21 protein-coding genes are annotated in these 24,509 nt (G+C 60.3%); 10 read left to right on the forward strand and 11 right to left on the reverse strand.

Features of this window, described 5'->3' with window-relative positions; translation table 11 throughout:
* Positions 1–75: 75 nt before the first annotated feature.
* On the reverse strand, positions 76–687 hold the full coding sequence (locus EKA13_RS11310) for a MiaE family protein (protein ID WP_065759504.1): 612 nt from the start codon (positions 685–687) through the stop codon (positions 76–78).
* A 153-nt stretch (positions 688–840) separates the two neighbouring features.
* On the opposite strand from EKA13_RS11310, the gene EKA13_RS11315 reads away from it, so the two are divergent.
* Positions 841–1,704, forward strand: a complete 864-nt coding sequence (locus EKA13_RS11315; RefSeq protein ID WP_065759482.1) for a universal stress protein — start codon at positions 841–843, stop codon at positions 1,702–1,704.
* 40 nt (positions 1,705–1,744) lie between these two features.
* On the opposite strand, the gene EKA13_RS11320 is transcribed toward EKA13_RS11315, so the two are convergent.
* Positions 1,745–2,212 carry a DUF1289 domain-containing protein gene (locus EKA13_RS11320; protein ID WP_065759483.1) on the reverse strand — a complete coding sequence of 156 codons (468 nt, stop codon included), beginning with the start codon at positions 2,210–2,212 and terminating at the stop codon, positions 1,745–1,747.
* A 404-nt stretch (positions 2,213–2,616) separates the two neighbouring features.
* On the opposite strand from EKA13_RS11320, the gene acnB reads away from it, so the two are divergent.
* Together acnB and EKA13_RS11330 are read left to right on the forward strand one after the other, a co-directional pair.
* Positions 2,617–5,217 carry a bifunctional aconitate hydratase 2/2-methylisocitrate dehydratase gene (gene acnB, locus EKA13_RS11325; protein ID WP_065759484.1) on the forward strand — a complete coding sequence of 867 codons (2,601 nt, stop codon included), beginning with the start codon at positions 2,617–2,619 and terminating at the stop codon, positions 5,215–5,217.
* A 291-nt stretch (positions 5,218–5,508) separates the two neighbouring features.
* Positions 5,509–6,018 (forward strand): hypothetical protein, encoded by a 510-nt coding sequence (locus EKA13_RS11330; protein ID WP_065759485.1) that lies wholly within the window; start codon positions 5,509–5,511, stop codon positions 6,016–6,018.
* Positions 6,019–6,141: 123 nt separating this feature from the next.
* On the opposite strand, the gene prpF is transcribed toward EKA13_RS11330, so the two are convergent.
* The 5 genes from prpF to EKA13_RS11355 form a co-directional block, all read right to left on the reverse strand.
* Positions 6,142–7,332 carry a 2-methylaconitate cis-trans isomerase PrpF gene (prpF, locus tag EKA13_RS11335; protein ID WP_065759486.1) on the reverse strand — a complete coding sequence of 397 codons (1,191 nt, stop codon included), beginning with the start codon at positions 7,330–7,332 and terminating at the stop codon, positions 6,142–6,144.
* Between the two features lie 117 nt (positions 7,333–7,449).
* A complete protein-coding gene (gene acnD, locus EKA13_RS11340; protein ID WP_065759487.1) occupies positions 7,450–10,041 on the reverse strand; it encodes a Fe/S-dependent 2-methylisocitrate dehydratase AcnD in 2,592 nt (863 codons plus the stop codon).
* Positions 10,042–10,150: 109 nt separating this feature from the next.
* Positions 10,151–11,278 (reverse strand): bifunctional 2-methylcitrate synthase/citrate synthase, encoded by a 1,128-nt coding sequence (prpC, locus tag EKA13_RS11345; protein ID WP_065759488.1) that lies wholly within the window; start codon positions 11,276–11,278, stop codon positions 10,151–10,153.
* Positions 11,279–11,342: 64 nt separating this feature from the next.
* Entirely contained in the window at positions 11,343–12,233 is an 891-nt protein-coding gene (prpB, locus tag EKA13_RS11350) for a methylisocitrate lyase (RefSeq protein ID WP_065759489.1), read from the reverse strand.
* Complete coding sequence (locus EKA13_RS11355) at positions 12,230–12,940, reverse strand: GntR family transcriptional regulator (RefSeq protein ID WP_065759490.1); 711 nt, start codon at positions 12,938–12,940, stop codon at positions 12,230–12,232. The genes prpB and EKA13_RS11355 overlap by 4 nt, the downstream gene beginning before the upstream one ends.
* A 287-nt stretch (positions 12,941–13,227) precedes the next feature.
* On the opposite strand from EKA13_RS11355, the gene rloA reads away from it, so the two are divergent.
* The 5 genes from rloA to EKA13_RS11380 all read left to right on the forward strand — a co-directional run bounded on the left by rloA (position 13,228) and on the right by EKA13_RS11380 (position 18,617).
* On the forward strand, positions 13,228–13,764 hold the full coding sequence (gene rloA, locus EKA13_RS11360) for a retropepsin-like aspartic peptidase RloA (protein ID WP_065759491.1): 537 nt from the start codon (positions 13,228–13,230) through the stop codon (positions 13,762–13,764).
* A gap of 5 nt (positions 13,765–13,769) precedes the next feature.
* Complete coding sequence (rloB, locus tag EKA13_RS11365) at positions 13,770–15,299, forward strand: osmotic stress tolerance membrane protein RloB (protein ID WP_065759492.1); 1,530 nt, start codon at positions 13,770–13,772, stop codon at positions 15,297–15,299.
* A complete protein-coding gene (locus EKA13_RS11370) occupies positions 15,299–16,279 on the forward strand; it encodes an alpha-L-glutamate ligase-like protein (RefSeq protein WP_065759493.1) in 981 nt (326 codons plus the stop codon). Before rloB ends, EKA13_RS11370 begins: the two co-directional genes overlap by 1 nt.
* Positions 16,280–16,409: 130 nt before the next feature.
* The gene (gene pabB, locus EKA13_RS11375; protein ID WP_065759494.1) at positions 16,410–17,756 is read left to right on the forward strand and encodes an aminodeoxychorismate synthase component I; all 1,347 of its coding nucleotides are present in this window, start codon (positions 16,410–16,412) and stop codon (positions 17,754–17,756) included.
* A 126-nt stretch (positions 17,757–17,882) separates the two neighbouring features.
* Positions 17,883–18,617: a phosphoadenylyl-sulfate reductase gene (locus tag EKA13_RS11380; RefSeq protein ID WP_065759495.1), complete on the forward strand. Its 735-nt coding sequence runs from the start codon at positions 17,883–17,885 to the stop codon at positions 18,615–18,617.
* 517 nt (positions 18,618–19,134) lie between these two features.
* Here the strand turns inward: EKA13_RS11380 and cysB are convergent.
* The 4 genes from cysB to EKA13_RS11400 all read right to left on the reverse strand — a co-directional run bounded on the left by cysB (position 19,135) and on the right by EKA13_RS11400 (position 22,700).
* Complete coding sequence (gene cysB / locus EKA13_RS11385) at positions 19,135–20,109, reverse strand: HTH-type transcriptional regulator CysB (protein WP_065759496.1); 975 nt, start codon at positions 20,107–20,109, stop codon at positions 19,135–19,137.
* A gap of 123 nt (positions 20,110–20,232) precedes the next feature.
* A complete protein-coding gene (locus EKA13_RS11390; RefSeq protein WP_065759497.1) occupies positions 20,233–20,730 on the reverse strand; it encodes a universal stress protein in 498 nt (165 codons plus the stop codon).
* Between the two features lie 92 nt (positions 20,731–20,822).
* A complete protein-coding gene (locus EKA13_RS11395; protein WP_065759498.1) occupies positions 20,823–21,731 on the reverse strand; it encodes a 5'-nucleotidase in 909 nt (302 codons plus the stop codon).
* An 18-nt stretch (positions 21,732–21,749) separates the two neighbouring features.
* On the reverse strand, positions 21,750–22,700 hold the full coding sequence (locus tag EKA13_RS11400) for a putative 2-dehydropantoate 2-reductase (protein ID WP_065759505.1): 951 nt from the start codon (positions 22,698–22,700) through the stop codon (positions 21,750–21,752).
* A gap of 112 nt (positions 22,701–22,812) precedes the next feature.
* On the opposite strand from EKA13_RS11400, the gene EKA13_RS11405 reads away from it, so the two are divergent.
* Entirely contained in the window at positions 22,813–23,268 is a 456-nt protein-coding gene (locus EKA13_RS11405) for a PilZ domain-containing protein (protein WP_065759499.1), read from the forward strand.
* 170 nt (positions 23,269–23,438) lie between these two features.
* On the forward strand, positions 23,439–24,509 hold a 1,071-nt coding region (locus EKA13_RS11410; protein WP_065759500.1), incomplete at its 3' end, for a 3-deoxy-7-phosphoheptulonate synthase.

A 24,509-nucleotide genomic window follows, 5' to 3' on the forward strand; every position in this document is an offset into this window, starting at 1 on the left:
CGGGCAAAGCGCAATCAGCAGGGTCTGGACGTGGGGTACAGCGGCCTCCGCAGGCACCGCATGGCGTGCGGGCCGTTACTGCCAGCTGGGAACGCCGCTATGGAAGCGGAACTCGTTGTCCGGCGCGGTGATCAGCTCCGCTTCGGCCGCCCGGACCTTCTCAACCGCCCGGTCTACATCAGCTTCTTCACCGTACTGATAGGCCAGTTTCAGGTAGCCCTGGAAATGCCGAGCCTCACTCTTGAGCAAGCCGTGATAAAACTTGCCCAGTTCCTCGTCCAGGTGCGGCACTACGGCAGCGAAACGCTCACAACTGCGCGCCTCGATAAAGGCACCGACCACCAGGGTGTCGACCAGCTTTACTGGTTCATGGTTACGCACCACCGCCCGCAAGCCCGACGCATAGCGACCTGCCGAGACCGGCCGCAAGGCGATTTTGCGCCGCTTCATCAGGCGTAACACCTGCTCATGGTGGACCAATTCTTCGCGGGCCAGGCGCGACATCATGTTGATCAGGTCAATGTGCGTATTGTATTTGGCCATCAGGCTCATGGCGGTACTGGCAGCCTTGAACTCACAATTCTTGTGGTCGATCAGCATCGTCTCCTGATCGGCCAACGCAGCCTCCACCCAGGCATCAGGGGTACGGCAGGCCAGGAACGCATCGATTTCGGGAATAAGGTGCATGGTGCTCACGGACAGGACGACGACAAAGCCGGCAATTATACGCACGCAGGCGACGATCACCACCGGCTATGCTTGATGTGTATCAACACCCGATCCATCGAGCGCCGACTATAGTCAGTCATTGGTCGCTATTGAAGAAGGGAGTTCATGCTCATGCAAGCCGTCCGCAGCATCCTGGTGGTACTTGACCCGACGCACGCCCACAGCCGGGCTCTGACCCGGGCAAAACTCATCGCCGGCGCTACAGGTGCCCGCTTGCACCTGTTGATGTGCGACAAGAAACAAGACCACAGCGCCCTGCTCAGCCTGCTGTGCAGCCAGCTTCACGACGATGGCTACAACAACGTCACCTACGAGCAGACCTGGCACGACACCCTGCACGAGTCGATCATCGACGTGCAGCAGGCCGAGGGCTGCGAACTGGTGATCAAGGAGCATCGCCCGGACAACCCGCTGAAAAAAGCCCTGCTCACGCCATCGGACTGGAAGCTTTTGCGTCTATGCCCGTGCGCCGTCCTGATGGTCAAGCACGAAAGGCCCTGGACCAACGGCGTCATTCTGGCGGCTGTGGATGTGGGCAACCATGATGAACACCATCGCCGCCTGCACAAACGCATCGTCGACCACAGCTATGAAATCGCCACCCTGGCCAAAGGCCAACTGCATGTCGTCAGCGCCCACCCCTCGCCCATGCTCTCGGCAGCCGACCCGATCTATCAGCTCAAGGAAACCATCGAGGCCCGCTACCGCGAAGAGTGCAAGGCGTTCCAGGCGGAGTTTGATATCAGCGACGAACGCCTGCATGTCGCTGAAGGCCCGGCCGACGTACTGATTCCTCACTACGTGAAAGAACTGGACGCCGTGCTCACCGTAATCGGCACGGTGGCCCGCACAGGCATCACCGGCGCCCTGATCGGCAATACCGCCGAGGTGGTACTCGACGCACTGGAAAGCGATGTACTGGTGCTCAAAAGCGAAGAAGCTGCCGATCACCTGGCAGAACTGGCCAAAGGCTAGCCACCGTCGGAGCCGGCATCGCCGGCTCCGACCCGCTGTATCAGCCCAGCCCGTTCTTTAAAAAGCCCGGCGCGATATAGCGCTGGTAGTGGGCCTCGGACAGCAGGAAGAATTCGCGATCAATCGCATCGCGCAACTGCGGCAACTCCCACTCGCGAAACTCCGGCAGCAGAACCATGCCGTAGGCTTCCACATCGCGGATCACCCGCGCCCCTCGGGCAATCAGTTGATACGCCCAGCAATACTCCGACTGCTGCGGCACGAAGCGAATCTGTCGCTGCTCCAGTTGCTGGCGCAGGCGCGCACTATCGAAGACTTCCAGCTTGGCCGTCATCACCTGGACCAACAGTTGCTCCAGGCGCATCCAGACCGCGCGTTTTTCCTCTTCGCTGTAACCGTTCCACTGGATCACTTCATGATGAAAGCGCTTGCAGCCGCGGCACACCAGGTCGCCGTAGACAGTGGAGCAAAGGCCGACGCAAGGCGTCTTGATGGAATGATTGGGCATGGGGGATCAACAGCGAGGCGACAGGACAGGCCGCAATGTTAGCCCTTTGTCTAACGGTGGTCACCCCGCAAAGTCATTGCACTCGCCTTACCTTTGTCGACTTTTTACCGTAGAATCATCCGGCCTTTTAAAGGCGCCAATGTCCGTTAGAAGCTGTTTTCAAAGCGTCACGAGCACAGTTCATCCGGTAGAACGGCGTTGGTGCGGGAGATTCGACAGTCGAATGCCCGCGCCAGCCCTCATCAGCCTCCGTTCTACAGGCGTAAAACTTTGAAAGCAGCTTCTGTAAGGATTTCCTGTAACCCTGGCTACGCGGCCCAAAAAGCCGTATTGCGCATGGGTACCGGAATTTCTGGATGAGCGTCCCGGACACCCATTTGGGACCACTGATGAGGGTAATAACTGTGCTTGAAGCCTACCGCAAACACATCGAAGAGCGTGCCGCCCAGGGTATCGTGCCCCAGCCGCTTAACGCCGAACAAACCGCAGGCCTGGTCGAGCTGCTGAAGAATCCCCCTGCTGGCGAAGAAGCCGTCCTCGTCGACTTGATCACCAACCGCGTTCCACCAGGAGTGGATGAAGCCGCCTACGTCAAGGCCGGCTTCCTGTCTGCCGTCGCCAAGGGCGAAGCCAAGTCCCCACTGATCGACAAGAAACGCGCCGTCGAACTGCTGGGCACCATGCAAGGTGGCTACAACATCGCCACTCTGGTTGAACTGCTGGACAACGCCGAACTGGCGGCTGTTGCTGCCGAACAGCTCAAGCACACCCTGCTGATGTTCGATGCCTTCCACGACGTGGCTGAAAAAGCCAAGGCCGGCAATGTTCACGCCAAGGCCGTTCTGGAATCCTGGGCCGCCGGTGAGTGGTTCACCAGCAAGCCTGCCATCGCCGAGAAGTACAGCCTGACTGTCTTCAAGGTACCTGGCGAAACCAACACCGACGACCTGTCCCCTGCCCCGGACGCCTGGTCGCGCCCTGACATCCCGCTGCACGCCCTGGCCATGCTGAAAATGGCGCGTGACGGCATCGTGCCTGAGCAACAAGGCGCAATCGGCCCGCTCAAGCAAATCGAAGAAGTCAAAGCCAAGGGCTTCCCGGTTGCCTACGTCGGCGACGTGGTTGGCACCGGCTCGTCCCGTAAGTCCGCAACCAACTCGGTTCTGTGGTTCTTCGGCGACGACATTCCGTACGTTCCGAACAAGCGTGCTGGCGGTTTCTGCTTCGGCTCGAAAATCGCTCCGATCTTCTACAACACCATGGAAGATGCTGGCGCACTGCCAATCGAGTTCGACGTATCGAACCTGAACATGGGCGACGTGATCGACGTGTACCCACACGCCGGTAAAGTCTGCAAGCACGGCACCGACGAAGTCATCACCACCTTCGAACTGAAGACCCCGGTGCTGCTCGACGAAGTCCGCGCTGGCGGCCGTATCCCTCTGATCGTAGGCCGTGGCCTGACTGACAAGGCTCGTACCGAGCTGGGTCTGCCAGTTTCCGACCTGTTCCAGAAACCAGAGCAGCCTGTCGACACCGGCAAAGGCTACACCCTGGCACAGAAAATGGTCGGCAAGGCCTGCGGCGTGACTGGCGTTCGTCCAGGCACCTACTGCGAGCCCAAGATGACCACCGTGGGCTCCCAGGACACCACTGGCCCAATGACCCGCGACGAGCTGAAAGACCTGGCGTGCCTGGGCTTCTCCGCTGACCTGGTCATGCAGTCGTTCTGCCACACCGCGGCCTATCCGAAGCCAATCGACGTCACCACCCACCACACCCTGCCGGATTTCATCCGCACCCGTGGCGGCGTGTCCCTGCGTCCAGGCGACGGCATCATCCACAGCTGGCTGAACCGCATGCTGCTGCCTGACACCGTCGGCACCGGCGGCGACTCGCACACCCGCTTCCCGATCGGCATCTCCTTCCCGGCCGGTTCCGGCCTGGTCGCCTTCGCTGCTGCCACCGGCGTCATGCCGCTGGACATGCCAGAGTCGATCCTGGTGCGCTTCAAGGGCAAACTGCAACCTGGCATCACCCTGCGTGACCTGGTTCATGCCATCCCTTACTACGCCATCCAGAAAGGCCTGCTGACCGTCGAGAAGAAAGGCAAGATCAACGCCTTCTCCGGCCGCATCCTGGAAATCGAAGGCCTGGACGAACTGACTGTCGAGCAAGCGTTCGAACTGTCTGACGCCTCGGCTGAACGTTCCGCTGCAGGTTGCACCATCAAGCTGCCAGAAAAAGCGATCGCCGAGTACCTGAAGTCGAACATCACCCTGCTGCGCTGGATGATCAGCGAAGGCTACGGCGATGCACGCACCATGGAACGTCGCGCCCAAGCGATGGAAGCCTGGCTGGCCAACCCAGTTCTGCTGGAAGCCGACAAGGACGCCGAATACGCCGAGATCATCGAAATCGATCTGGCCGACGTCAAAGAGCCTGTGCTCTGCGCCCCGAACGACCCGGACGACGCCCGTCTGCTCTCGACCGTACAGGGCGAGAAAATCGACGAAGTGTTCATCGGTTCGTGCATGACCAACATCGGTCACTTCCGCGCTGCCGGCAAGCTGCTGGAGAAGGTCAAAGGCTCGATCCCAACTCGCCTGTGGCTGTCGCCGCCAACCAAGATGGACGCTCACCAGCTGACCGAAGAAGGCTACTACGGTATCTACGGCAAGGCTGGCGCGCGCATGGAAATGCCGGGCTGCTCGCTGTGCATGGGTAACCAGGCTCGCGTTGCTGCGAACTCGACCGTTGTGTCGACTTCGACCCGTAACTTCCCGAACCGTCTGGGTGATGGTGCCAACGTATACCTGGCCTCCGCCGAACTGGCTGCAGTCGCGTCCATCCTGGGCAAACTGCCGACCGTCGAGGAGTACATGGCGTACGCGAAGAACATCGACAGCATGGCTGCCGACGTTTACCGCTACCTGAGCTTCGACCAGATCGCTGAGTTCCGTGAAGCCGCTGCGAACGCCAACATCCCGGTCGTTCAAGCCTAAGCTGACTTAGCCATTGCAGGCTGCGTGAAAACGCAGCTTGCAGCAGCTACAAAACAAATGCCCCGACCTGTCGGGGCATTTGTTTTTCTGAGCCCCACAGGGCTGGCAGACCTGCCACACAATCCTGTAGGAGCCGGGCTTGCCCGCGATGCAAGCGCCGCGCACTCACTGACACCCCGCGCATAAAAGCGCTCAGGGTGTGTTTCCGACTGAATACAGCTCTCCCACCGGCTTATGTTGGTTCAGCGCCAAGGACGCGCTTAACACCATAACCAGCACAGGAAGCCTGACATGGCCGACATCAGCGGAAAATCATTTATTGCCACACTGTTGAGCACAACAGGAGAGTACCTCTACCCGGTTGGGTATTTGAAAGATAACTCTGTTGCGGGAGATGGCTGGCTTATACAGAGCGAGCAGGACGAACCCAATGTGGCCTTTCGTTTCGATTTCATCGAACACATTGAAGATCGTATCCATTACAACATCAGCGCAGCACCCGACGGCGCCTACAGTGGCGCAAAGGTCGGCGTGAGCCGCAATGGCTACCTAGGGTTCTACCAAGTGGCCGAGGTTTCCGACTTCTGGAAAGTCGAGCTTGAGGGCGACAACGACAACCCCGCAACGTTCGAGTTCGTGCTGCGCGACCAGCACGGCCATCGTGTCTCAGCAGTGAGTGAGCCAAGAGGTGGCTTCTGGAGCTCGTTTACCCCGGCAGCCCGATCTGCACAAACGCTCTTCTTGAACACGGAAACAGGGGACACTGTTCATTTTCAAGGGCGCATTCTTAAATACCTGTAACCCCACTTGAGGTTATGCCGGACGCCCGCAGTTACGCCCCCACTGAAAACAGCATCGCCGACAAGCCTTGCTCCTGCTGGGAAGCACGCCTTGTCGGCGACAGTAAAAGCACACTAGACGCTTTTAGAAGGCGTCGCCGGGCACACGCACCCAACCTTCCATCAATACACGCGCACTGCGACTCATGATGGCCTTGGTCACTGTCCACTCGCCGTTTTCCTGAACGGCTTCAGCACCCACCCGCAAGGTACCCGAAGGGTGACCGAAACGCACAGCGCTGCGCGCACCACCACCGGCCGCCAGGTTCACCAAGGTACCCGGAATGGCTGCAGCGGTACCGATGGCAACCGCCGCAGTGCCCATCATGGCATGGTGCAGCTTACCCATGGACAGCGCACGAACCAGCAGGTCAACGTCTTTCGCCGCAACCGGTTTGCCACTGGAAGCGATGTAGTCTGCAGGCGCCGCGACAAACGCGACCTTCGGCGTGTGCTGACGCTTGGCCGCTTCGTCCAGGTGCTTGATGAGCCCCATACGCAGCGCACCGTAAGCACGAATGGTCTCGAACTTGGCCAATGCTTCTGGGTCGCCGTTGATTGCATCCTGAAGCTCGGTGCCCGTGCAGCCTACGGCTTCGGCCTGAACGAAAATGGTCGGGATACCGGCGTTGATCAGGGTCGCCTTGAGCACGCCGACACCCGGCACCTCGAGGTCGTCGACCAGATTGCCAGTTGGGAACATCGAACCACCCGCGCCCTCTTCCTCGGCAGCCGGGTCGAGGAACTCAAGCTGCACTTCGGCAGCCGGGAAGGTCACACCGTCGAGTTCAAAGTCACCGGTCTCCTGCACCTCACCCTCGGTGATCGGTACATGGGCGATGATGGTCTTGCCGATATTGACCTGCCAGATGCGCACGGTCGCGATGCCGTTCTGCGGCACGCGGCTGGCATCGACCAGGCCACTGCTGATGGCAAACGAGCCGACCGCTGCCGACAGGTTGCCACAGTTGCCGCTCCAGTCGACAAATGGCTTGTCGATGGAGACCTGACCGAACAGGTAATCGACATCGTGGTCCGGCTTGATACTGCGCGAGAGGATGACCGTCTTGCTGGTGCTGGAAGTTGCTCCGCCCATGCCATCGATCTGCTTGCCATACGGGTCCGGGCTGCCAATCACGCGAAGCAACAGCGCGTCACGCTCTGCGCCCGGGATCTGGGCGCTCTCGGGTAAATCCTGAAGGCGGAAGAACACGCCTTTGCTGGTGCCGCCACGAATGTAGGTAGCGGGAATCTTGATCTGCGGTACGTGAGCCATGGGAATCTTGTCCTGTTGGATACTGCTCGCCCGTCGCAGGGGACGGCATCGCCGCCCCCCACAGAATCAGCGGTGTACCTGCAGGGGCAAACACTGCCGCCCCTGCAGGCGCCTACATCACTTGGCGCCAGCCGACTCGAGGAAGTCCTGAGCAAAGCGCTGCAATACACCGCCCGCTTCGTAGATCGACACTTCTTCACCGGTATCGAGACGGCAAGTGACCGGCACTTCGACCCGCTCGCCGTTCTTGCGGTTGATCACCAGCGTCAGCGTGGCACGCGGGGTGCGCGAACCCACCACATCAAAGGTCTCAGTGCCGTCGATGCCCAGGGTCTTGCGGTTGACGCCCGGCTTGAACTCCAGCGGCAAGACACCCATGCCCACCAGGTTGGTACGGTGAATACGCTCGAAACCTTCGGCAACGATGGCTTCGACACCGGCCAGGCGTACGCCCTTGGCCGCCCAGTCACGGGACGAACCCTGACCGTAGTCGGCACCGGCGACGATGATCAGCGGCTGCTTGCGCTCCATGTAGGTCTCGATGGCTTCCCACATGCGAGTGACCTTGCCTTCCGGCTCGATCCGCGCCAACGAACCTTGCTTGACCTTGCCGTTTTCCTGAACCATTTCGTTGAACAGTTTCGGGTTGGCGAAGGTCGCACGCTGGGCGGTCAGGTGGTCGCCACGGTGGGTCGCATAAGAGTTGAAGTCCTCTTCAGGCAAGCCCATCTTGGCCAGGTATTCGCCCGCAGCGCTGTCCAGCATGATGGCGTTGGACGGCGACAGGTGATCCGTGGTGATGTTGTCCGGCAGCACCGCCAGCGGGCGCATGCCCTTGAGGGTGCGCTCGCCCGCCAACGCGCCTTCCCAGTATGGCGGACGACGAATGTAGGTGCTCATTGGGCGCCAGTCATACAGTGGCTCGACTTTCGGGCCAGTGTCTTCGTGGATGGCGAACATCGGAATGTAGACCTTGCGGAACTGTTCTGGCTTCACCGATGCCTTGACCACGGCATCGATTTCTTCGTCAGTCGGCCAGATGTCTTTCAGGCGGATTTCCTTGCCATCGACCACGCCCAGCACATCTTTCTCGATATCGAAACGGATGGTACCGGCAATGGCGTACGCAACCACCAGCGGCGGCGATGCCAGGAAGGCCTGCTTGGCATACGGGTGAATACGACCATCAAAGTTGCGGTTGCCCGAAAGCACTGCCGTGGCGTACAGGTCGCGGTCAATGATTTCCTGCTGGATTTTAGGGTCCAGTGCACCGGACATGCCGTTACAGGTGGTGCAGGCGAACGCCACGATGCCGAAGCCCATCTGTTCCAGCTCGGACGTCAGGCCGGCTTCATCCAGGTACAGGGCTACAGCTTTGGAACCTGGCGCCAGCGAGGACTTCACCCACGGCTTACGGGTCAGGCCCAGCTTGTTCGCATTACGTGCCAGCAGGCCGGCAGCAATAACGTTGCGCGGGTTGCTGGTATTGGTGCAGCTGGTGATGGCGGCGATAATCACAGCGCCATCGGGCATCTGGCCAGGGACTTCTTCCCACTGACCGGCAATGCCTTTGGCGGCCAGGTCGCTGGTTGCCACACGAGCATGCGGGTTGGACGGGCCGGCCATGTTGCGCACGACACTGGACAGGTCAAAGCGCAGCACACGCTCGTACTCGGCATGCGCCAGGCTGTCGGACCACAAGCCCGCGACCTTCGCATAGGTCTCGACCAGCTTCACTTGTTCGTCTTCACGACCGGTGAGTTTCAGGTAGTCGATGGTTTGCTGGTCAATGGAGAACATCGCCGCCGTGGCGCCATACTCCGGGGCCATGTTGGAGATGGTTGCACGGTCACCCAGGGTCAGTGCACGCGCGCCCTCGCCATAGAACTCAAGGTAGGCACCCACGACCTTTTCCTTACGCAGGAATTCGGTCAGCGCCAGCACCACGTCGGTGGCGGTAATACCTGGCTGAGGCTTGCCCGACAGCTCGACGCCGATGATATCCGGCAGGCGCATCCAGGACGCACGACCGAGCATCACGTTCTCGGCCTCAAGGCCGCCAACACCAATGGCGATTACGCCCAGTGCGTCGACATGCGGGGTGTGGCTGTCAGTACCGACCAGCGTATCCGGGAAGGCCACACCGTCTGTGCTGTGGATCACCGGCGACATCCGCTCCAGGTTGATCTGGTGCATGATGCCATTGCCTGGCGGGATCACATCGACGTTCTTGAACGCCTGCTTGGTCCAGTTGATGAAGTGAAATCGGTCTTCGTTACGACGGTCTTCGATGGCGCGGTTCTTGGCAAAGGCGTCCGGATCGAAACCACCACACTCCACAGCCAACGAGTGGTCGACGATCAGTTGTACCGGTACTACCGGGTTGACCTTGGCCGGGTCACCGCCCATATCGGCGATGGCGTCACGCAGACCCGCCAGGTCGACCAGTGCGGTCTGGCCGAGAATGTCATGGCACACCACCCGCGCCGGGAACCAGGGGAAATCGAGGTCGCGCTTGCGCTCGATCAACTGGCTCAACGAAGCGTTCAGGGTGGCCGGGTCGCAACGGCGAACCAGGTTTTCTGCCAGCACGCGGGAGGTGTAGGGCAGCTTGTCGTAGGCGCCGGGCTGAATCGCATCGACAGCCGCGCGGGCGTCAAAGTAATCCAGGCGGGTGCCGGGCAGGTTCTTGCGAAATGCTGTGTTCATGGCGCGGGACTCAATCACGGAAAGGTCAGCGGTAGGTAACGCTGAACAGCGCCTGCAGGAGCCGGCCTTGCCGGGGCCTGCAAGCACATCCTGTTCAGCTTCACCCTTCTCAGCGTTGCTCGATTGGCACGAACTTACGCTGTTCAACGCCGGTGTACTCGGCGCTTGGACGAATGATGCGGTTGTTGCCGCGCTGCTCGAAGACGTGAGCAGCCCAGCCGGTCAGGCGCGAACACACGAAGATCGGCGTGAACAGCTTGGTCGGAATACCCATGAAGTGGTAAGCCGAGGCATGGTAGAAGTCGGCGTTCGGGAACAGGCGCTTCTGCTCCCACATGGTCTTGTCGATGGCTTCGGATACCGGGTACAGCACGGTATCGCCCATTTCATCGGCCAACTGCTTTGCCCAACCCTTGATCACTTCGTTACGCGGATCGGACTCTTTGTAGATCGCATGACCGAAGCCCATGATCTTGTCTTTGCGTTCCAGCATGGCCAAGGTGCCGCTGATGGCGTCCTCAGGCGTAGAGAAGCGCTCGATCATTTCCATGGCTGCTTCGTTGGCACCGCCATGCAGCGGGCCACGCAGCGAACCAATGGCTGCAGTGATGCAGGAATACAGGTCCGAAAGCGTCGAGGCACAGACACGGGCGGTGAACGTCGAGGCGTTGAACTCGTGCTCTGCATAAAGAATCAGCGAAACGTTCATCACCTTGACGTGCAGGTCGCTCGGCTTCTTGTCATGCAGCAGGTGCAGGAAGTGACCACCCAGAGTCTCTTCGTCACTGACGCAATTGATGCGTACGCCGTCGTGAGTGAAGCGGTACCAGTAGCACATGATGGCCGGGAACACCGCCAGCAGGCGATCGGTCTTTTCACGTTGCTGCTCGAACGTCAGCTCAGGCTCCAGGGTGCCCAGTACCGAGCAGCCGGTACGCATGACATCCATAGGGTGGGCGGCGGCAGGAATGCGCTCCAGCACTTCCTTCAACGCCTGCGGCAGGTCACGCAGGGTCTTAAGCTTGCTCTGATAGGCAGCCAGTTGCGCCTTGGTCGGCAGCTCTCCGTAGAGCAGCAGGTAGGCAACTTCTTCGAACAAAGCGTGCTCGGCAAGCTCGCGCACATCATAGCCGCGGTAGGTCAGGCCGGCACCGGCCTGGCCTACGGTAGACAGTGCGGTTTGCCCGGCAACTTGACCGCGCAGGCCGGCACCGCTGAGTACTTTTGCTTCGGCCATTGCTTTTCTCCAATCTTGAATTTGTTATGGGAAACGTAAGCTGATTACAGGTTCAAGCCTTCATTCAGCTCTTTTTCTGAGCGAACAGGGCATCGAGCTTCTGCTCGAACACGTGGTAATCAATGGCGTCGTACAGCTCCATGCGGGTTTGCATGGTGTCGACAACATTCTTCTGGGTGCCGTCGCGACGCAGTGCGTTGTAGACGTTTTCAGCGGCCTTGTTCATGGCACGGAACGCCGACAGCGGGTACAGCGCCAGCGAAACATCGGCAGAGGCCAACTCTTCGGTGGTGTACAGCGGGGTCGCGCCGAACTCGGTGATGTTGGCCAGAATCGGCGCTTTCACCCGGGCAGCGAAGGTACGGTACATCTCAAGCTCAGTGATCGCCTCTGGGAAGATCATGTCAGCACCCGCTTCGATGCAGGCCGCTGCGCGGTCCAGGGCAGACTCCAGGCCTTCTACGGCCAGCGCGTCGGTACGCGCCATGATCACGAAGCTGTCATCGGTACGTGCGTCAACAGCGGCCTTGATGCGGTCAACCATCTCCTGCTGAGAGACGATCTCCTTGTTAGGGCGGTGACCACAGCGCTTGGCACCCACCTGATCCTCGATGTGAATCGCGGCCGCGCCGAACTTGATCATCGACTTGACGGTACGCGCCACGTTGAACGCCGAAGAGCCAAAACCGGTGTCGACATCCACCAACAGCGGCAGGTCGCACACATCGGTAATACGGCGTACGTCGGTCAGCACGTCGTCCAGGCCGGTAATACCCAGGTCAGGCAGGCCGAGGGAGCCGGCCGCAACACCGCCACCGGACAGGTAGATCGCCTTGAAACCGGCACGCTTGGCCAAGAGAGCATGGTTGGCGTTGATCGCCCCTACCACTTGCAGAGGATGCTCGGTAGCGACCGCGTCGCGAAAGCGCTGGCCGGGACTGCTTTTCTGACTCATGACTCACCTCGTGGGCTGTTGGCGTCCAGGTAATGACGCTCGATATTGCGTTTGGAGGCGCCGATATGGCGGCGCATCAGGAGCTCGGCCAGTTCACCGTCACGGTCGGCGATGGCATCGAGAATACGGTGGTGCTCGGCGAACGCCTGGCGTGGCCGATTGGGCGTAGCGGAGAACTGGATGCGGTACATGCGCACCAGTTGATACAGCTCGCCACAGAGCATCTGCACCAGGGTGCGGTTGCCACTGCCCTGGATGATTCGGTAATGGAAGTCGAAATCGCCTTCTTGCTGGTAGTAACCCAGCCCGGCCTGGAAGGTAGCGTCGCGCTCGTGGGTATCAAGCACCCGGCGCAGTTCGTCGATATCGGCTACGCTCATTCGCTCGGCAGCCAGGCGACAGGCCATGCCTTCAAGGGATTCGCGAATTTCGTAAAGCTCGATCAACTCGGCATGACTGAGCGAAACCACCCGTGCGCCGACATGAGGTACCCGCACCAGCAGGCGCTGACCCTCCAGGCGGTGAATCGCCTCACGCAATGGCCCACGGCTAATACCGTAGGTGCGCGCCAGCTCAGGCTCGGAAATCTTGCTGCCCGGGGCGATCTCGCCCTTGACGATGGCCGCCTGAATGCGCCGGAAAACGTTTTCGGAAAGGGTTTCCGAGTCATCCTGCGTAACGCCGGGTGCTTGGCTTGCGTCCAGCATATTGTCGACACCTTAAAAATCAATAGGGCCAAAACTAGCCAAATAACGCTCGCCAGTCAAAGACAAAATAAACATTGTCGACAATCGTCTAATAACGAACATGGAGGTCTTCCATATTGTCTTATGCCCGCCGCTGGCACATGCACACCAGCGTGATAGAATGCCGCCGCCTCCTTTGGGGCATGGATAGTGTGTCTGTCATCTTTTTATGGCAGATGAACGAGGAAGGTTGCGCAGTACTGCCAGTCGCCTTGACCCGAACATCGCACAGCACCGCGCCAGGATTTATGAGACTCACGCCCCTTCTACTGTTGCTCAGCCTTTCTTTATTGCCGGCGCTGAGCCAAGCCAATGACAAGACGGTCTACGGCCTTAACGAATACGCCCGCCTTGCCGACATCGACCTTGAGGTTGCAGCCAAGCTCGACACCGGCGCCAAGACCGCCTCGCTCAGCGCTCGCGACATCAAGCGCTTCAAGCGCAATGGCGAATCCTGGGTGCGCTTCTACCTGGCCATCGATGCGGCGCATTCGCATCCGATAGAACGCCCACTGGCCCGCGTCAGCAAAATCAAGCGACGGGCTGGTGACTACAACCCGGATGAAGGCAAGGCGTACACCGCTCGCCCTGTCATTGCCCTGAATATCTGCATGGGGAACGCCTTGCGCACCATTGAAGTGAACCTCACTGACCGCAGCGCGTTCCAATACCCGCTGCTGATCGGTTCCGAAGCCCTGAAAGACTTCGATGCCCTGGTCGACCCAAGCCTTAAATACGCTGCCGGCAAACCCGCCTGCGCCACCGCCGCTCACACCGCAGAGTAAAACCGATGCGCTCTCTTACCCTCCACCTCAAAGTCCTGATCACCGTTCTGGTGTTGCTGGGCGTATTGGTCACGGCCTACCAGATCTTCTTCCTCGGCATCCCGGTCACCGAAGACGAGACGGACGACCTGTGGAACATCGACGCCAAGGTCGAGTTCGTCGCCAGCGCCAAAGACCCGGTCAAGGTCCAGATGTTCGTGCCACCGCTGAGCAGTGACTACGTCAGCCTCAACGAGAGCTTCATCTCCAACAACTACGGTGTCAGCGTCAACCGCGTCGATGGCAACCGCAAGGTGACCTGGTCGGCACGCCGCGCCAGCGGCAACCAGACCCTCTACTACCGCCTGGTACTGACAAAGCGCTACAGCGCCGAAAAACCCAAGGCCAAAGGTCCCACCTTCCGTGACAGCCTGCCCGTCGAAGGCCCGGAGAAGGTCGCCGCCGAAGCGCTGATGGCGCCTATCCGCCAGCACTCGGCGGACGTCGAGACCTTTGTCAGCGAGACCATCAAGCGCGTCAACAACGTCAACGATGACAACGTCAAGCTGCTGCTGGCAGGCGACACCTCAAGCCTGCGCAAGGCCAAGATCATCGACCTGCTGCTGTCGATCGCCCACGTACCGATTGAAAAAGTCCATACCATCCGCCTGCTGGCCGACCAGCCACAAACCCCTGAACTGTGGCTGCGCAGCTTCAACGGCACCGACTGGCTGTACTTCAACCCGGACACCGGCGAACAGGGCCTGCCGAGTGATCGCCTGCTGTGGTGGACGGGCGATGACAACCTGATCACCGTCGATGGCGGCAAGAAAGCCAACGTCAGCTTCAGCCTGAACAACAGCGAGATGAACGCCATCCGCCTGGCCAAGCTGACCGACGAAAACACCGACGCCGACTTCCTGGAATACTCACTGTACGGCCTGCCCCTGCAGACCCAACAAACGTTCATGATCATGGTCATGATCCCGATTGGTGTACTGGTGATCCTGGTCCTGCGCAACCTGATCGGCCTGCAGACCCTCGGCACCTTTACCCCGGTACTGATCGCCCTGGCCTTCCGCGAAACCCAACTGGGCTTCGGCATCGTCCTGTTTACCATCATTACCGCGTTGGGCCTGTCACTACGCTCCTACCTTGAGCACCTGAAGTTGCAGATGCTGCCGCGCCTGTCGGTGGTGCTGACCTTCGTCGTGGTACTGATTGCCGCCATCAGCCTGTTCAGCCACAAGCTCGGCCTGGAACGCGGCCTGTCGGTTGCACTGTTCCCGATGGTGATCCTGACCATGACCATCGAGCGCCTGTCGATCACCTGGGAAGAGCGTGGCGGTGGCCATGCGATGAAAGTGGCCGTCGGCACCCTGTTCGCGGCCTCGCTAGCGCACCTGCTGATGAGCGTGCCGGAACTGGTGTACTTCGTCTTCACCTTCCCGGCGGTACTGCTGATTCTGGTGGGCTTCATGCTGGCAATGGGCCGTTATCGCGGCTACCGCCTGACGGAGCTGGTCCGTTTCAAAGCCTTTGTGAAGGACGCCTGATGTTCGGTCTCTGGAAAACCTGGAAAGCCCTGGAGGCCCGGGGCATCATGGGTATCAACCGGCGCAATGCGGACTATGTCCTCAAGTACAACAAGCGCCACCTGTACCCGATCGTCGATGACAAGATCATCACCAAGGAGCGCGCGATCAAGGCCGGCATTCATGTGCCGGAAATGTACGGGATCATCTCCACCGAGAAAGAGATCGAAAAGCTCGACGAGATCATCGGCGGGCGCAGTGATTTCGTGATCAAGCCGGCCCAAGGCGCTGGTGGCGACGGCATTCTGGTCATCGCCGACCGTTTCGAGAACCGCTACCGGACCGTCTCGGGCAAGATCATCAGCCACGAGGAAATCGAGCACCAGATCTCCAGCATCCTGACCGGCCTCTACTCCCTGGGCGGGCACCGCGACCGGGCACTGATCGAGTACCGGGTCACCCCTGACCAGATCTTCAAGAGCATCAGCTACGAAGGCGTGCCGGACATCCGCATCATCGTGCTGATGGGCTACCCGGTCATGGCCATGCTGCGCTTGCCGACGCGCCAGTCTGGCGGTAAGGCCAACCTGCACCAGGGCGCCATTGGGGTCGGGGTCGACCTCGCCACCGGGCTCACCCTGCGCGGCACCTGGCTGAACAACATCATCAGCAAGCACCCGGACACCACCAACGCGGTAGACGGCGTACAACTGCCAAACTGGGACGGCTTCATGAAGCTGGCCGCCGGTTGTTATGAGCTGTGCGGCCTGGGTTACATCGGTGTCGACATGGTGCTGGACCAGGACAAGGGCCCGCTGATCCTTGAGCTCAACGCCCGCCCCGGCCTGAACATCCAGATCGCCAACGATTGCGGCCTGACGCAGCGCACCCACGCCATCGAGGCCCACCTGGAAGCCCTGGCGAAGAACGGCGTGAAGGAAACCGTGGAAGAGCGGGTTCGCTTCACCCAGGAGCTGTTTGGCCACGTGCCGAACAACTGATGCAACGCCCTGAGGGGATACAAACCTACCCTCAGGGCGACATCGGGTGCCTCAATTGCGCGCACACCTCTAGGAGCGACGCCTGCGGAGGACTACAATCCGTTCCCCGCCCTGACAGCTCTTGATGCGAATGCCCACCTGCACCGTTCATCCCCTGCCCTACCAGGCCGACCCTGCCGATTACTTTGCCCGCGTCCGCCAGGCACCTGGCGCCATCCTGCTCGACAGCGCCCGCCCGAACGCCAGCCGAGGGCGTTATGACCTGCTAAGCGCCTGGCCAGTAGAGCAGTTGTCACCCCATGATGGCGAAACCGGCATTGACTATCTCCAGCGCCTGCGCGACAGCCTGAAGCGCCTTGGTACTGCAAACCTGCCCGATGATCTGCAACTGCCCTTCGCCGGGGGCCTTATAGGCTACCTCAGCTATGACTTCGGGCGACGCCTTGAAACACTGCCAGCGCTGGCAGTGGATGACCTGGGCCTGCCGGATGCCGGCCTGGGGCTGTATGCCTGGGCACTGATCAGCGACCATCAGCGCGGCACCACCCAGTTGGTGTTTCACCCAAGCCTGGCACCTGACGAAGCACAGCGCCTGCTGCGCCTGTTCCTTGCACCAGCCGTCACCGACGACAAGGCCGATTTCACGCTGAAGGCGCCAATGCGCGGCGATCTTTCCCCCGAGCAGTACCGCCAGGCGTTCGAGCGCGTGCAGCACTACATCCATGCGGGCGACTGCTACCAGATCAACCTCACCCAACGCTTCCGAGCACCGTGCCAGGGCGATCCCTGGCACGCCTATCGCGCCCTGCGCAGCGCCTGCCCTACGCCGTTCTCCGGGTTCCAGGTACTGGCAGACGGCAGCGCCCTGCTGAGTTTCTCGCCCGAGCGGTTCATCCAGGTACACGCCGGCCAGGTAGAAACACGCCCGATCAAGGGCACCCGACCGCGCAGCCAGGACACTGTCGAAGACGCCGAGAATGCCGCCCAATTGCTGGCCAGCAGCAAAGACCGTGCAGAAAACCTGATGATCGTCGACCTGCTGCGCAACGACCTGGGCCGCAGCTGTGAAATCGGTACGGTTAAAGTCCCGGAACTGTTCAGCCTGGAAAGCTATCCCAACGTCCACCACATGGTCAGCGTCGTCACCGGGCAACTCGCAGCCGACAAGGACGCGCTGGACCTGATCGCCGGTAGCTTCCCCGGCGGCTCGATCACCGGCGCGCCGAAAATCCGCGCCATGCAGATCATCGACGAACTGGAACCCAGCCGACGAGCACTGTACTGCGGCTCATTGATTTACATCGACGTGCGCGGCGAAATGGACAGTTCCATTGCGATCCGCAGCCTGCTGATCAAGGACGGCCAGGCCTGCTGCTGGGGCGGCGGCGCAGTGGTCGCCGATTCGGATTGGCAAGCCGAGTACCAAGAGTCGATCACCAAGGTAAAGGTACTGCTCGATACCTTGGGGCAACTCTGAAGCACATCTGCCTTCTTCTGACGACAGCCCGGCCAGTCATTCAATGCAAACCGTCTAGCCAGACATTTTTTGTTAAGATCAGCCTAAACGAGCGCAAAGCGCCATTCACAGACCGGAAGCCGCCTGATGAGCCAACCCTTCGACGTCGCCGCCCTGGCCGCGACCTACGCCAGCAAGTCCCCGCAAGACATCCTCAAACTTGCCTTCGAGCACTTCGGTGACGACCTGTGGATCTCCTTCAGCGGCGCCGAAGACGTGGTGCTGGTGGACATGGCCTGGAAACTGAACAAGCAGGTCAAGGTATTCAGCCTCGACACCGGTCGCCTGCACCCGGAAACCTACCGTTTCATTGATCAGGTGCGCGAGCACTACTCGCTGCCGATCGAAATCCTCTCGCCCGACCACAGTAAGCTCGAGCCCTTCGTCAAGGAAAAGGGCCTGTTCAGCTTCTACAAAGACGGTCACGGCGAATGCTGCGGTATCCGCAAGATCGAACCACTGCGCCGCAAACTGGCCACGGTAAGCGCCTGGGCCACCGGCCAGCGTCGCGATCAAAGCCCGGGCACCCGCAGCCAGGTAGCCGCGCTGGAAATCGACGGTGCCTTCTCCACAGCAGCGCACACGCTGTACAAGTTCAACCCACTGGCACAGATGACCAGCGAAGAAGTCTGGGGCTATATCCGCATGCTGGAGCTGCCCTACAACAGCCTGCATGAACGCGGCTTTATCAGCATCGGCTGCGAACCCTGCACCCGCCCGGTGCTGCCGAACCAGCATGAGCGCGAAGGCCGCTGGTGGTGGGAAGAGTCAACCCAGAAAGAATGCGGCCTGCATGCAGGCAACCTGATCAGCAAGGGCTGATCTGAAGGGTACCCCTTGTGGGCTTGCCTGCGATGCAAACGCCATCGCAGGCAAGCCAGCTCCAACAGAGCCCGCGCAAGCTGTAGGCGCCAGGCTTGCCCGCGATACAAACGCCGCGCACTCACGGATACCCCACCGACGCCATCGCAGGCAAGCCAGCTCCAACAGAGCCCGCGCCAACTGTAGGAGCCGGGCTTGCCCGCGACGCAGACGCCGCGCACTCACGGATACCCCACCGAGGCCATCGCAGGCAAGCCAGCTCCAACAGAGCCCGCGCCAGCTGTAGGAGCCGGGCTTGCCCGCGATGCAGACGCCGCGAACTCACGGACACAGCACCGACGCCATCGCAGGCAAGCCAGCTCCAACAGAGCCCGCGCCAACTGTAGGAGCCGGGCTTGCCCGCGATGCAGGCGCCGCGCGCTTACTGACACCCCGCCGATACCACCGCAGGCGAGCCTGACACAAAAATCACATGCTCTGCGCGGCTAGCTTTCTCAGCACTAAAACCGGCGTGTGGTCAGTGGACCGGCAGCTCAACACCTTCAAAGAGCTCTTCCAGTTCCTGCTTGTTGTGGCACTGAATGGCCTTGGCCATTACTTCACGCGTCAGGTGCGGGGCAAACTTCTCGATGAAGTCGCACATGAACCCACGCAGGAACGTGCCGCGGCGGAAACCGATCTTGGTCACACTGGACTCGAACAACTCGCTGGCATCGAGCACCACCAGGTCGCTGTCGAGCTTGGGATCAACAGCCATCTTGGCGACAATACCAACACCCAGACCAAGGCGAACATAGGTCTTGATCACGTCAGCATCGGCGGCGGTAAAGACCACTTTCGGGGTCAGGCCACGGTGACTGAACGCTTCGTCGAGCTTTGAGCGGCCGGTAAAACCAAAGACGTAGGTCACGATCGGGTATTCCGCCAGCACTTCCAGCGTCAGCTTGGGCAGCTTGGTCAGCGGATGCCCCTGCGGCACGACCACACAACGGTTCCAGCGATAGCACGGCATCATCACCAGGTCGCCGAACAGCTCCAGGGCCTCGGTGGCAATGGCGAAATCGACGGTGCCATCAGCCGCCATCTCGGCAATCTGCATCGGCGAACCCTGGTGCATGTGCAGCGCTACTTCCGGGTATTGCTTGATGAAGTTACTGATCACCGGCGGCAACGCGTAACGCGCCTGGGTGTGCGTCGTTGCGATCGAAAGGGTGCCCTTTTTCTCATTGGAGAATTCCTGGGCGATTTGCTTGATGCTCTCGACCTTGCGCAGAATTTCCCCAGCCGTGGTGATAATCCGCTCACCCGCCGGCGTGACGCGCGTCAAGTGCTTGCCGCTACGAGCGAAAACCTCAACACCCAGCTCATCTTCCAACAGACGGATCTGCTTGCTGATCCCAGGTTGGGAGGTATACAGGCTCTGTGCTGTCGCGGAGACGTTGAGGTCGTGGTGCGCCACTTCCCAGATGTAGCGCAATTGTTGAAGCTTCATAGGTATCCCTCAAATCAGCTGGGCGCCACCGACAGCAGCGACGGGTTATAACTATATTAGTGGTTTGAAGAATAAATCTAGAACTATTTCACCGGTTTTCCTACAGCCTCGCTCACGTACCGCTCACCCCTTGCGCCGGCCCAGATGCTGGGCCAAGGGGACCATGTACACCGGCACTGGCGAAAGCTGCAACACACGCGCCGCAGTCCGGCCCAGCGGAATCGACACCCCAGCGCCACGAGAGTGACTGCCAACAATCAGTAAATCGACACTCAGTCGCTGAGCCTGCTCCAGAATGACCTGAGCAGGATCCCCCTGACGCACCCGCACGGCACGGATCAGGGCCAGGTCCTCATGCCCACCCAATTCATCACGAAACGTATCCAGCACCCGCTGTTCGATATTGGCCATCACCGTGTTCACACCCTGGCTATGCAGTTCGTCCAGGGTCTGTTCGTCCAGGTAGCTCTGCAGCAGTGATTCAGCGAACTGCCCCATCGGCTCAACCGCATGAATCACATACAATTCCGCGTTGAAGGTTCGCGCCAACGCCAGCGCATGTTGCAAGACATAAGGCGCGTACACACCGAGGTCTGTGGCATACAGCATCGAATGGATCATTTGCCCTCCTCGACTGCCGAATCGGCAGCGCACGCTTCAGCTTAGCAGCGTCAAGGTGATGCGCAGCCCCCGTCCGGCGAGCGCCGCCGGGCTCAACCGGGCGCGTGCTCGTTGCTGACACCATGAGGCACATGCCCCGTCGCGACCACACCTCGGGCGCGCTCGCAATGCCCAGCCTGATCATCGAAGAACACGTCGGCGGCGAACGCTTCAAGAAAAGCCGACTTGTCCAGGCCGCCGAGAAACAGCGACTCGTCCAGACGGATGTCCCAATCACGCAAGGTACGGATCACCCGCTCATGGGCGGGTGCAGAACGCGCGGTAACCAGTGCCGTACGAATCGGGCAGGCGCCTTGCGGAAACTCTTTCTGCAGCACATGCAACGCGGCCAGGAACGGCTTGAACGGGCCGCCACCCAACGGCTGGCGAGCCGCCTGGCGTTCGTTGGCCTGGAAGGCTTCTAGCCCTCCTTGCTGGTAGACGCGCTCCGACTCATCGGAAAACAACACCGCGTCGCCATCAAACGCGATACGCAGTTCATCGCTGGCCGCTCGCCGGGCACCGCCAGACAGAATGGTCGCGGCGGCAAAACCGGCCTCCAGCGCCCGGCGCACGTCCTCGGCATCAGTCGACAGGAACAGGTGGCAACCAAATGCCGCCAGATACGGATAAGGGCTGCGGCCGCCGACAAAGGCGGCGCGTGAAATGCCCAGGCCGTGATGTTCGATGGCACTGAACACACGCAAACCGGTGTCGGCACTGTTACGCGACACCAGCACCACCTCGACCCGCTGCTGGCCGAGACTGTCATTCAAACCCAGCAGTTTCTGCACAAGAGGGAACGCATCGCCCGGCTCCAGCAGCTCATCCTCATGGTCGATCTGGTACTGCCGGTAGGCTTCCACACCCTGCGCCAGAAACACCTGATGGCTTTCACTCAGATCGAACAACGCCCGCGAGGAAATGGCCACCACCAGCTTGTCGACCAGACCTTTACTCATGCTGCACTCCTGGGGGTATCAATGGTTATGCCGATCAATAAATGCCAGCGCCTGATGCAGCGCTTCGATTCGCGGCAGCTGGCAACCGGCCTGACGCGCCTGCGCCAGCGGTTCAGCATAGATGGCATCCAACTCCAGCGGCCGCTGCTGAGCGTAGTCGTGGTACATGCTCGGCCAGTAATCCGGCATGTTCTCAGTGATGGCAAACAGATCCTCAGCGTACCCCTCTGGCAGGACATGGCCACAGGCACGTGCCCCATCCACCACTTCGCACATCAACGCCTGAATCAGTGCTCGGCTGGACGCATCCGCCATCAGTACACTGGTGCTGGCCTTGAGCAACACCGAAAGGCCGTTGTAGGGCACGTTCCACACCAACTTCTGCCAACGCGCCTGAGCCAGGTTGAGCATGCCCCGGGACTCGATACCCGCCGCATGAAACAGCGCCACAGCTGACTCCACTCGTGCCTGACGTGCCAATACATCCTGCGCCGGGCCACTGTGATAGCCAAGGTTCACTGCACCCAACGCCTGATGCCGAACTATCCCCGGCGCCGTGCGATTGAGGCAGACAAAACACAAGCCTCCGAGCAGGTGCAGGTTGCTGGGCAACAGAGGCCGCAACGCCTCTTCGACACCCAACCCGTTCTGCAACAGCACGACGCTGCCACCCGCTTTGCACGCCCGAGTGATCAAGGGTGCCAGGGCCGGGTTGCTGGTGGTCTTGGCACCGACCAGCAGCCAGTCGCAGGGTGGCATTTCAGCAGCATCGCTATAGGCCTGCACCGACGGGAGGCGTAACACCCCGTGAACATCACTGTCGATTTGCAGCCCCTGTTCACTGACCGCCGCAAACTCACTGCGCAACAGAAAATGCACGTCGAACCCGGCACGAGCCAGCATCACACCATAAAAACCACCGATGGCGCCGGTACCAATAATACCGATGCGTTGTTGCGCCCTTTCCATCACCACCCCTGGACTGATTGTTTTTTGATCAGCTTTCATACGTAAATCAACTGCTTCACTTTCCTTCACTATACTCAGCCAAACAAGGTCAAATAATCGACACGGAGTCGATATGCGTGGATTCCTGACTCACCCCGATGACGTTCCGGTCGAATTGACCTTGCGCTCGTCCCCCAGCCTGTTCCGCCAGCGACTCCACACTATCAGCCTGGGCGGCGTAGCCTGCAACCATCCACGGGCCTACCGCCGCGGCATGGCCGTTGAAATGATCATCCCTTCCCTCGGCGAAGACGCCCGCTACCCGGGTTACGTCGCCTGGTGCCAGAAGCAGGCACAAGGCTACCGGGTCGGCATCGCCTTTGTTGATGAGCAAGCGCTGTTCGGTGCACGAATGAGCGAACAGGTCTGCCAGATCCAGCACTATTGCCAACAACACGCCGGCGATGAAGCTCAAGACATCGACCTGCAAGTCCTGGCTCAGGAGTGGATCGCCCGGCACGCCACCGAGTTCTCGGAAGCCAGCCTGGAGGCGAACCGGGTGCTGCAACCACGCCCGCTGCCACTTTAGTCGCACTCGACCGGCCTTTATCCGCGTTCCCACACAGGAAAGCGGGCCTTGCCCATTGTCGAGCTACGGTGTAACGCGCTAAGGTTCGGCTCCCCCGCTGCGTTAAATCATGCTGCTCCGCCGCACGGGGATCGCTGGCGGCCGGCATCCGTGACCTGACGAGTAACACGATGGCTGATTTACCGATCGATGACCTTAACGTTGCCTCCAACGAGACCTTGATCACCCCCGATCAGCTCAAGAAGGAAATACCTCTCAGTGCCACCGCGCTGAAAACCGTGACTGCGGGCCGCGAAGTGGTGCGCAATATCCTCGACGGCAAGGACCACCGCCTGTTCGTGGTCGTCGGCCCTTGCTCGATTCACGACATCAAGGCCGCCCACGAGTACGCCGAACGCTTGAAAGTACTGGCCGCAGAGGTGTCCGACACCCTGTACCTGGTCATGCGCGTGTATTTTGAAAAGCCGCGTACCACCGTTGGCTGGAAAGGTCTGATCAACGACCCGTACCTGGATGACTCCTTCAAAATCCAGGACGGCCTGCACATCGGCCGCCAACTGCTGCTGGACCTGGCGGAAATGGGCCTGCCAACCGCAACTGAAGCGCTCGACCCGATTTCGCCACAATACCTGCAGGACCTGATCAGCTGGTCGGCCATTGGTGCGCGCACCACTGAATCGCAAACCCACCGTGAAATGGCTTCGGGCCTGTCCTCGGCCGTCGGCTTCAAGAACGGTACCGACGGTGGCCTGACCGTAGCGATCAACGCCCTGCAATCGGTCTCCAGCCCTCACCGCTTCCTGGGTATCAACCAGGAAGGTGGCGTCTCCATCGTCACCACCAAAGGCAACGCCTACGGCCACGTGGTACTGCGCGGCGGTAACGGCAAGCCAAACTACGATTCAGTCAGCGTGGCACTCTGCGAACAGGCACTGACCAAGGCCAAGATCAAGCCGAACATCATGGTCGACTGCAGCCATGCCAACTCCAACAAGGACCCGGCACTGCAGCCACTGGTCATGGAGAACGTGGCCAACCAGATCCTCGAAGGCAATCAGTCGATCATTGGCTTGATGGTCGAGAGCCACCTGAACTGGGGTTGCCAGGCTATTCCGAAAAACCTTTCCGAACTGCAGTACGGCGTCTCGATCACCGATGCCTGCATCGACTGGGACACCACGGCGAACACGCTGCGCAGCATGCACGCCAAGCTCAAGGATGTACTGCCAAAGCGTCAACGG

Source organism: Pseudomonas defluvii (assembly GCF_001695625.1).
GTDB classification, from domain to species: Bacteria; Pseudomonadota; Gammaproteobacteria; order Pseudomonadales; family Pseudomonadaceae; genus Aquipseudomonas; species Aquipseudomonas defluvii.

What these genes read in the sequence shown, in the direction of transcription:
- EKA13_RS11390 (WP_065759497.1), bottom strand. Translation starts at nt 20,730, where the DNA reads ATGATCCATTCGATGCTGTATGCCACAGACCTCGGTGTGTACGCGCCT.
- EKA13_RS11315 (WP_065759482.1), top strand. Translation starts at nt 841, where the DNA reads ATGCAAGCCGTCCGCAGCATCCTGGTGGTACTTGACCCGACGCACGCC.
- EKA13_RS11310 (WP_065759504.1), bottom strand. Translation starts at nt 687, where the DNA reads ATGCACCTTATTCCCGAAATCGATGCGTTCCTGGCCTGCCGTACCCCT.
- rloB (WP_065759492.1), top strand. Translation starts at nt 13,770, where the DNA reads ATGCGCTCTCTTACCCTCCACCTCAAAGTCCTGATCACCGTTCTGGTG.
- rloA (WP_065759491.1), top strand. Translation starts at nt 13,228, where the DNA reads ATGAGACTCACGCCCCTTCTACTGTTGCTCAGCCTTTCTTTATTGCCG.
- cysB (WP_065759496.1), bottom strand. Translation starts at nt 20,109, where the DNA reads ATGAAGCTTCAACAATTGCGCTACATCTGGGAAGTGGCGCACCACGAC.
- acnD (WP_065759487.1), bottom strand. Translation starts at nt 10,041, where the DNA reads ATGAACACAGCATTTCGCAAGAACCTGCCCGGCACCCGCCTGGATTAC.
- EKA13_RS11395 (WP_065759498.1), bottom strand. Translation starts at nt 21,731, where the DNA reads ATGAGTAAAGGTCTGGTCGACAAGCTGGTGGTGGCCATTTCCTCGCGG.
- prpB (WP_065759489.1), bottom strand. Translation starts at nt 12,233, where the DNA reads ATGAGTCAGAAAAGCAGTCCCGGCCAGCGCTTTCGCGACGCGGTCGCT.
- pabB (WP_065759494.1), top strand. Translation starts at nt 16,410, where the DNA reads ATGCCCACCTGCACCGTTCATCCCCTGCCCTACCAGGCCGACCCTGCC.
- prpF (WP_065759486.1), bottom strand. Translation starts at nt 7,332, where the DNA reads ATGGCTCACGTACCGCAGATCAAGATTCCCGCTACCTACATTCGTGGC.
- prpC (WP_065759488.1), bottom strand. Translation starts at nt 11,278, where the DNA reads ATGGCCGAAGCAAAAGTACTCAGCGGTGCCGGCCTGCGCGGTCAAGTT.
- EKA13_RS11400 (WP_065759505.1), bottom strand. Translation starts at nt 22,700, where the DNA reads ATGGAAAGGGCGCAACAACGCATCGGTATTATTGGTACCGGCGCCATC.
- EKA13_RS11320 (WP_065759483.1), bottom strand. Translation starts at nt 2,212, where the DNA reads ATGCCCAATCATTCCATCAAGACGCCTTGCGTCGGCCTTTGCTCCACT.
- EKA13_RS11330 (WP_065759485.1), top strand. Translation starts at nt 5,509, where the DNA reads ATGGCCGACATCAGCGGAAAATCATTTATTGCCACACTGTTGAGCACA.
- EKA13_RS11355 (WP_065759490.1), bottom strand. Translation starts at nt 12,940, where the DNA reads ATGCTGGACGCAAGCCAAGCACCCGGCGTTACGCAGGATGACTCGGAA.
- EKA13_RS11405 (WP_065759499.1), top strand. Translation starts at nt 22,813, where the DNA reads ATGCGTGGATTCCTGACTCACCCCGATGACGTTCCGGTCGAATTGACC.
- EKA13_RS11370 (WP_065759493.1), top strand. Translation starts at nt 15,299, where the DNA reads ATGTTCGGTCTCTGGAAAACCTGGAAAGCCCTGGAGGCCCGGGGCATC.
- EKA13_RS11380 (WP_065759495.1), top strand. Translation starts at nt 17,883, where the DNA reads ATGAGCCAACCCTTCGACGTCGCCGCCCTGGCCGCGACCTACGCCAGC.